At 72.9% G+C, this 6,888-nt stretch carries 5 protein-coding genes; 3 read left to right on the top strand and 2 right to left on the bottom strand.

The window, feature by feature from the left end; genetic code table 11:
* Positions 1 to 13 precede the first annotated feature (13 nt).
* Positions 14 to 2,584 carry an outer membrane protein assembly factor BamB family protein gene (locus tag WH07_RS34090; RefSeq protein WP_046508748.1) on the bottom strand — a complete coding sequence of 857 codons (2,571 nt, stop codon included), beginning with the start codon at positions 2,582 to 2,584 and terminating at the stop codon, positions 14 to 16.
* A gap of 222 nt (positions 2,585 to 2,806) precedes the next feature.
* Positions 2,807 to 3,775, bottom strand: coding sequence for a VOC family protein (locus WH07_RS34085; protein WP_063775879.1), 969 nt, complete (start codon positions 3,773 to 3,775; stop codon positions 2,807 to 2,809).
* Between the two features lie 296 nt (positions 3,776 to 4,071).
* Here WH07_RS34085 and WH07_RS34080 point away from each other — a divergent pair, with 296 nt between their 5' ends.
* From WH07_RS34080 to WH07_RS34070, 3 genes are all read left to right on the top strand, one after another.
* On the top strand, positions 4,072 to 4,719 hold the full coding sequence (locus tag WH07_RS34080) for a TetR family transcriptional regulator (protein ID WP_046508745.1): 648 nt from the start codon (positions 4,072 to 4,074) through the stop codon (positions 4,717 to 4,719).
* 275 nt (positions 4,720 to 4,994) lie between these two features.
* Positions 4,995 to 5,729 (top strand): pyridoxine/pyridoxamine 5'-phosphate oxidase, encoded by a 735-nt coding sequence (locus tag WH07_RS34075; protein ID WP_079023791.1) that lies wholly within the window; start codon positions 4,995 to 4,997, stop codon positions 5,727 to 5,729.
* Between the two features lie 150 nt (positions 5,730 to 5,879).
* Positions 5,880 to 6,888, top strand: a 1,009-nt coding sequence (locus WH07_RS34070) for a flavin-containing monooxygenase (protein WP_046508742.1), incomplete at its 3' end; no start/stop codon positions are given.

Below are 6,888 nucleotides of genomic sequence, written 5' to 3'. Positions count from 1 at the left end.
GCCCCGCTGAGCGCTACCGCGCCCCCCGCCCCGTCGCCGTCCCCTTCACCGCGTCCAGCGCGTACACACACCGGTCCTTGCTGCACGCGTACACCACGCCCCGACGCGCCACCGGCGACCCCGTGATCTCGCCGCCCGTCGCCAGCTTCCAGCGGAGCTGTCCCCCGCTCGCGTCCAGCGTGTACAGCACATGGTCCGCCGAGCCGAAGTGCAGCCTGCCGTCCGCGACCACCGGCGCGCCGATCACCTCGCCGCCCGCCGCGAAGCGCCACTTCGGCGTGCCCGTCACCGCGTCCAGCGTGTACAGCGCGCTGCCGCTGCCGACATGGACATTGCCGTCGGCGACCAGCACCGGTTCGATCGACTGCCGCGACTCCGTCGCGATACGCCAGCGGTCCTTGCCCGTCGTGGCGTCGAGGGCGTACACCGTGCCGAGGTAGTCGGCCAGATAGACCCCGCCGCCCGTGACGGCGGGACCCGGCGCGAAGGCGGGCGGGGAGAGGAAGACCGCGGGCGCCTCGAAGTGCCAGCGCACCCGCCCGGTGGAGATGTCGACCGCCAGGACGCGCGTACCGGCCGAGACATAGAGCTGTCCGTCCGGCGCGGGCCTCACCCGTACGGGAACGCCCCCGCAGGAGGCCGCGTCCCCGATGGGATACGACCACAGCCCGGCGCCCGAGCGCGCGTCCAGCGCCCGCAGCCGGGCGTCCTTCCACACATAGACCGTGCCGTCGGAGACCACGGGCCCGGCCTCCGGGGTCTCGAAGTCGGTCTGGGCCCCGGTGGTCTCCCACAGCTTCTCGCCGGTGGACGCCTCCCACGCCTGGACACCGCCGCCGCGGGTCCCGGTGACGACCGTGCCGCGGTCGACCTTGAGCGAGTACACCCAGGCGTCGGTCCTGAGGCGCCAGCGCTCGCTGCCGTCCTTGCCGTCCAGCGCGTACAGCGTCGGGCCGTCGGAGGCGTGGATCCGGCCCCCGGCGACGGCCATCGCCCAGGCCACGTCCCGGGTCTTGAACTGGCGGCGGCCGGTGCCCACGTCCAGCGCGTGCACCTCGAAGGAGGTGACATAGAGCAGATCGCCGTCGACGACCGGGGTGCCCCAGACGTCGTTGGACATCCGGAACCGCCAGGGCCGCCAGCGGGCCGAAGCCGCCGCCGTGTCGGGCGGCTGCGTGGGCGGCGGTACGGCAGGGGGCACCGGAGGCGGTACGGGGCCGGCCAGCGCGTCCGTGCCGTTCAGCCCGGCGGGCGGGCGGATCCAGCCGGTGGCCGGGCCCGCTCCCGCGCCCGGGCCCACGACGACGGCCGCGCGGGTGTCCGCGACCCGGGGTCCCGGACCGATCGGCACCGGCGAGCCGGACAGCCGGACCGGACCGGCGGCCCCTGGCGGCTGGGGCGGCGCGGCAGGCAGGGCGGAGGCGGAGGCCGCCGCCGCGAGCGCCTCGGGCCGCCCGCCGTGCCGGCCACCGCCCGCATGCGCGCCCTCCCGGTGCCCCGCGCCCTGATGTCCGCCCTCGCGCTCGGCGCCCCGCGGCCCGCCGTGCCGGCCACCGCCCCCGTCCGGGCGCCACGCGGCGTCCCAGTCCGGGGCCTGCGCGGGCGGCGCGGGCCGGTGCGCGGGCGGCGGCGGTACGGGAGCCGGTGCGGCGGCGGGCTCCGCCGGGCGTACCGCCCCCGCGGGCACCCGCCCCCCGGCCCTGCGCCGCTCGATCATCGCGGTGGCGAGATCCGGCAGCCACGCCGAGGCCGTGCCGCTGTCGTCACTGCCCGACGCGAAGAGATGCGGGGCGAGCTGCGCCTGGAGATCGGCGGGCGAGGGGCGGCGCGTGGCGTCCATCTGCATGCACGACTCGATCAACGGCCGCAGTTCCTCCGGCAGCCCCTCCAGATCGGGCCCCTCGCGCAGCAGCATGAAGACCGTCTCGACCGGATTAGCCCCATGGAACGGCGCGTGCCCGGTGGCGGCGAAGACCAAGGTCGAACCGAGCGAGAAGACATCGCTCGCGCCCGTGACACTGCGCGAGTCCCGCGCCTGCTCCGGCGACATGTACGCGGGCGTGCCGACGGCCACGTTGGTCATCGTCAGCCGGGTGTTGGACACCCCGGAGGCGATCCCGAAGTCGATGACCCGCGGCCCGTCCTCCACCACCAGCACATTGGACGGCTTCAGATCGCGGTGGACGAGATTGGCGCCATGGATCGACTGGAGCGCCTCGGCGATGCCCGCCGCCAGCCAGCGCACGCCCTGGGCGGGCATCGGGCCGCACTCGTTGACCATCTCTTCGAGCGAGGGGGCGGGTACGTACGCGGTCGCCAGCCAGGGCACCGCGGCCCGCGGGTCGGCGTCCACGACGGCCGCCGTGTAGAACCCGCTGACGGCGCGCGCGGCCTCCACTTCCCGGGTGAAGCGGACCCGGAACAACTGGTCCTCGGCCAGCTCGGTCCGTACGGTCTTGATCGCCACCCGGCGCCCCGACGCCGAGCGCGCGAGATAGACCAGCCCCATGCCGCCGGCCCCGAGCCGCCCCAGCACCTCGAAAGGGCCGATGCGTCTCGGATCGTGCTGCGTAAGCTGCTCCACTTGCCTGCCACCTCCCCGTACGGGCCACCAAGGTACGGCCCCGTGCCCCCTGATTCTTCCTGCCTGAGGCACCGGTTGCGAACCCGGGGGCGGATCGGGGTGTCTCACCTCGATCCGGACACCACATGTGTCACACCTTTGCCGCTGATCGCCCGTTTACCGCCGGTCTTCCGTCCTTCCGCGGCCGATCCGGGCCCGGCCACGGGTCCGTCCGGCGTTCTGTCAGGGCTCCGTTTCCGGCTCCTGACGCACCGCCTCCTGACGCCCCGGCTCCTGACCCGCCGTGGAACCGGCCCCGGGCTCGTGCTGCTGTTCGTACCCGTGCCCGTACCGCTGTCCGTACGGATCAGACTCTGCCAGTACGGCGAACGCGGCGCCCTGGTTGTCCATCAGCGCGGCCATCCGGCCCGACTCGATGTCGAACGGCGGTGTGGTGACCCGGCCGCCGAGCCGGACGACCGCCTCCGCGGTCTCGTCGCAGTCCAGGACGGCGAAGTAGATGAGGAAATGGCCCGGCATCTCCGCGGGAAAGGCGTCCGTGATGACGCTGCGTCCGCCGATCGCGCCGACGGCCCCGACCGCGCCCGGCTCCGTGCCCGTACCGGCCGGGAACCACAGGCGGAAGTCGACGGCCTGGCCGGGCACATCCGCGCCCAGGAAGCCGAAGACCCGTTCGTAGAAGGGGTCGACGCGCTCCTTGTCCCGCGTGTAGACCTCGGTCCAGCAGAACGATCCGGGGAGCCCCCGCTTCTCGAAGCCCGCCTCGTCCCCGGCCTGCCAGAGGCCGAAGACCGCGCCGGCCGGGTCGGCGGCCTGGGCGAGCACACCGAGGTGGCCGACGGGGGTCGGGGGCCGTACGAGCCGGCCGCCCGCGCGGAGGATCCGGTCGGTGAGCGCCGCCGCGTCGGCGGTGGCGAAGTAGACGCCCCAGGCGGTGGGCATCCGGCCGTCCCGCTTGGCGAGGAGACCGGCGACCCGCTTTCCGTCGCTGAAGGCCTCGGCGCAGTGCTGCCGGTACGGGGGGCCGCCGCCCGTACGGCCCCCGCCGCCCGGGCCCCGGTCCTCGCCGCCGGTTCCACCGCCTTCGGCGAAGGTCCAGTCGAACAGATCTCCGTAGAACCGCTTGCCCGCCGCGAGATCGGGAAGCGCCGCGTCCACCCAGCAGGGTGTGCCCTCCGCGAACTCGGCCATGGCCGGATCCGTCCTTCCCTGTGCATAGCGTTGTGGTGCCCGTCACAGTCAAGCTAATGGGCCTGGACCGGGAGTGCACAGGAAAAATTAGAACAATTGCTCAAGTATCGGAGCGTGAGCCCGTCGACACCACGAGTTGTCCACCGAAGTTATCCACAGGCTGTTGATAACACTATTCACTCGTGAGTGGCGCCTGGGGATAACTGACCGTACGCACGGCCCGTGCGCGGAGTGGCCGGTTCCCCATTTGCACTCGGCCAAATCGCGCTGGGATCACCCCTCGGTAAGCTGACGGCATGACAGGACAAGTGCGCACCGTCGACGGCCGGGTGGCTGGTCGGCGCGGACAGGCGACGCGGCAGAAGCTGCTCGACTGTCTCGGCGAGATGCTCAGCTCCTCGCCGTACCGGGACGTCAAGGTCATCGACGTCGCCCGGCGGGCCGGCACGTCCCCCGCGACTTTCTACCAGTACTTCCCGGACGTCGAGGGCGCCGTCCTGGAGATCGCCGAGGAAATGGCCAAGGAGGGCGCCGGGTTGACGGCGCTGGTTTCCGGCCGCTCCTGGGCGGGCAAGGCGGGCTGGCAGACCTCGGAGGAGCTGGTCGAGGGGTTCCTCGACTTCTGGCGTAAACACGACGCGATCCTCCGTGTGGTCGATCTGGGCGCGGCCGAGGGCGACAAGCGCTTCAACCGCATCCGGCTGCGGATCCTCAACTCGGTCACCAACTCCCTCACGGAGTCCGTGAAGGAGCTCCAGGCCAAGGGCCGGGTCGACAAGGACGTGAACCCGGCGGCGCTGGCGGGCTCGCTGGTCGTGATGCTCTCCTCGGTGGCCTCGCACCAGAAGAACTTCCAGAGCTGGGGCGTCAAGCAGGCCGAGCTGAAGCCGAATCTCGCGTTGCTGGTCCATCTCGGCATCACCGGAAGGAAGCCCGCGAAGTAGCGCCCGAACGAGCCGGCGCACTGCCGGCGGGCACGGTACGGGCGTGCCCCTTCCTGTCCTGTCACGGTTGTTCTGTCACGACTGTCCTGTCACGACTCTCCTGTCACGCCGGCGGTGGATCACTTCCGATCCCTGTCGGCGCTCCCGTATCCGGACCACGTTTCACACGGCACCACCCGCGCGATCCCCTTCCCATCCCCATGGACAACAGCGACCCCTTGAACAGCGCCCCTATGAACAGCGACCCCTTGAACAGCGACCCCCACAGCGACCTCATGCACAGCGGCAACGAGAACGGCGGCACCGAGACATCCGAGGACTCGGGGGACTCGGGGGCCGCCGAGGATTCCCGGCAGGAGGCCTTCCGGGCCCTGCTGCGCGCCCAGCCGGTCTGGGACACCGACGAGCTGCCCGTGTTCGACCCGTCCACCGCGCCCGCCGGGCCGCTGCCGCTGTTCCGGCGCTGGTTCGCCGAGGCCGTGGCGGCCGGCCAGCCCGAGCCGCACACCATGACGCTGGCCACCGCCGACGAGCGGGGGCGGCCGGACGTACGGACCCTGATGCTGCACGACGCGGACGCACACGGCTGGCACTTCGCCTCGCACGCGACCAGCCGCAAGGGCCGACAACTCGCCGTACGCCCCGAAGCCGCGCTCGGCTTCTACTGGCCGGCGCAGGCGCGTGCCGTACGGATCCGGGGCGCCGTCCGCGCGGCCGGGCCCGAGGAGAGCAGCGCCGATCTGCACGCCCGCTCGACGGGTGCGCTGGCCGCGGCGCTGGTCGGGCGGCAGAGCGAAGTGCTGGGCTCGGCACGGGAGTTGGCCGAGGCGAGTGAGGCGGCCTGGCAGCGGGCGCGGCGCGAGCCCGGCGCGGAGGCGGCGTCGTGGACTGCGTATGTACTGGTGCCGGACGAGGTGGAGTTCTTCCAGGGCGAGGCACGACGGCGTCATGTACGGCTGCGCTACCGGCGCGAAGGGGACACGTGGGTACGGGAGTTGCTCTGGCCCTAGGCCCTGGTGCACTATTCACCGGCCCGCCGGGACGATGTTCACCGGCTCCGCACCACACGCTCACCGCACCTGCGGGGCGTGATCGATTTGCAACCGTATTCCGGTCCGACCGAGACCCACCACGTGATGGTTCGATTACGCTCAGCTCTCATGCCCGACGATTTCGACCGCACCGAGGACCGCCCCGTATATGTCATCGGCGGTGGCCCTGGCGGGCTCGCCGTCGCCGCCATGCTGCGCCGGCGGGGCGCGCGGGCCGTCGTCCTGGAGAAGTCCGGCGCGGTCGGAGCCTCCTGGCGCGGCCACTACGACCGGCTGCGGCTGCACACCACCCGCCGCGGGTCGGCGCTGCCGGGGCTGAAGATGCCGCGGTCGTTCGGGCGCTGGGTGGCGCGGGCGGACATGGTCCGCTATCTGGAGAAGTACGCGGAGCTCAACCGGCTGGAGATCGTCACCGGGGTGGAGGTCACCCGGATCGAGCCCGCCCCCGACGGCACGGGCTGGCTGCTGCACGCCACGGGCGGGCGGGAGCTGACCGGGCGGGCGGTCGTGGTGGCCACCGGCTACAACCACACGCCGCGGATGCCGTCCTGGCCGGGCGCCGAGTCGTACGACGGCGAGCTGCTGCACGCGAGCGCGTACCGCAACGCCGGGCCGTACGCGGGCAAGGACGTCCTGGTCGTCGGCGTCGGCAACACGGGCGCGGAGATCGCGGTCGACCTGGCCGAGGGCGGCGCGGCGCGGGTACGGCTGGCGATCCGTACCGCCCCGCACATCGTGCGCCGCTCCACGGCGGGCTGGCCGGCCCAGCGGACCGGGATCCTGGTACGGCGGCTGCCGGCCTGGTCCGTGAACATCGCGGCGGCGGGGGTGGCGCGGCTCTCCGTCCCGGACCTGTCGTCGTACGGCCTGCCGCGCCCGGACACGGGCCTGTACACCCGCGTCCGCCAGGGCGCGATCCCGGTGCAGGACGTGGGCCTGATCGACGCGGTACGGGCGGGCCGGGTCGAACCGGTGGCGGCGGTCGAGTCCTTCGACCGGAACAAGGTCGTCCTGGCGGACGGCACCCGGATCACCCCCGAGGCGGTCATAGCCGCGACGGGCTACACCCGGGCCCTGGAGCCCCTGCTCGGCCCCCTGAACGTCCTCACCCCCACCG

Source organism: Streptomyces odonnellii (genome assembly GCF_000981895.1).
GTDB classification, from domain to species: Bacteria; Actinomycetota; Actinomycetes; order Streptomycetales; family Streptomycetaceae; genus Streptomyces; species Streptomyces odonnellii.
The sequence above is the reverse complement of the archived record's forward strand: the minus strand, read 5'-3'. Positions and strand labels throughout refer to the sequence as shown.

What these genes read in the sequence shown, in the direction of transcription:
- WH07_RS34085 (WP_063775879.1), bottom strand. Translation starts at nt 3,775, where the DNA reads ATGGCCGAGTTCGCGGAGGGCACACCCTGCTGGGTGGACGCGGCGCTT.
- WH07_RS34080 (WP_046508745.1), top strand. Translation starts at nt 4,072, where the DNA reads ATGACAGGACAAGTGCGCACCGTCGACGGCCGGGTGGCTGGTCGGCGC.
- WH07_RS34075 (WP_079023791.1), top strand. Translation starts at nt 4,995, where the DNA reads ATGCACAGCGGCAACGAGAACGGCGGCACCGAGACATCCGAGGACTCG.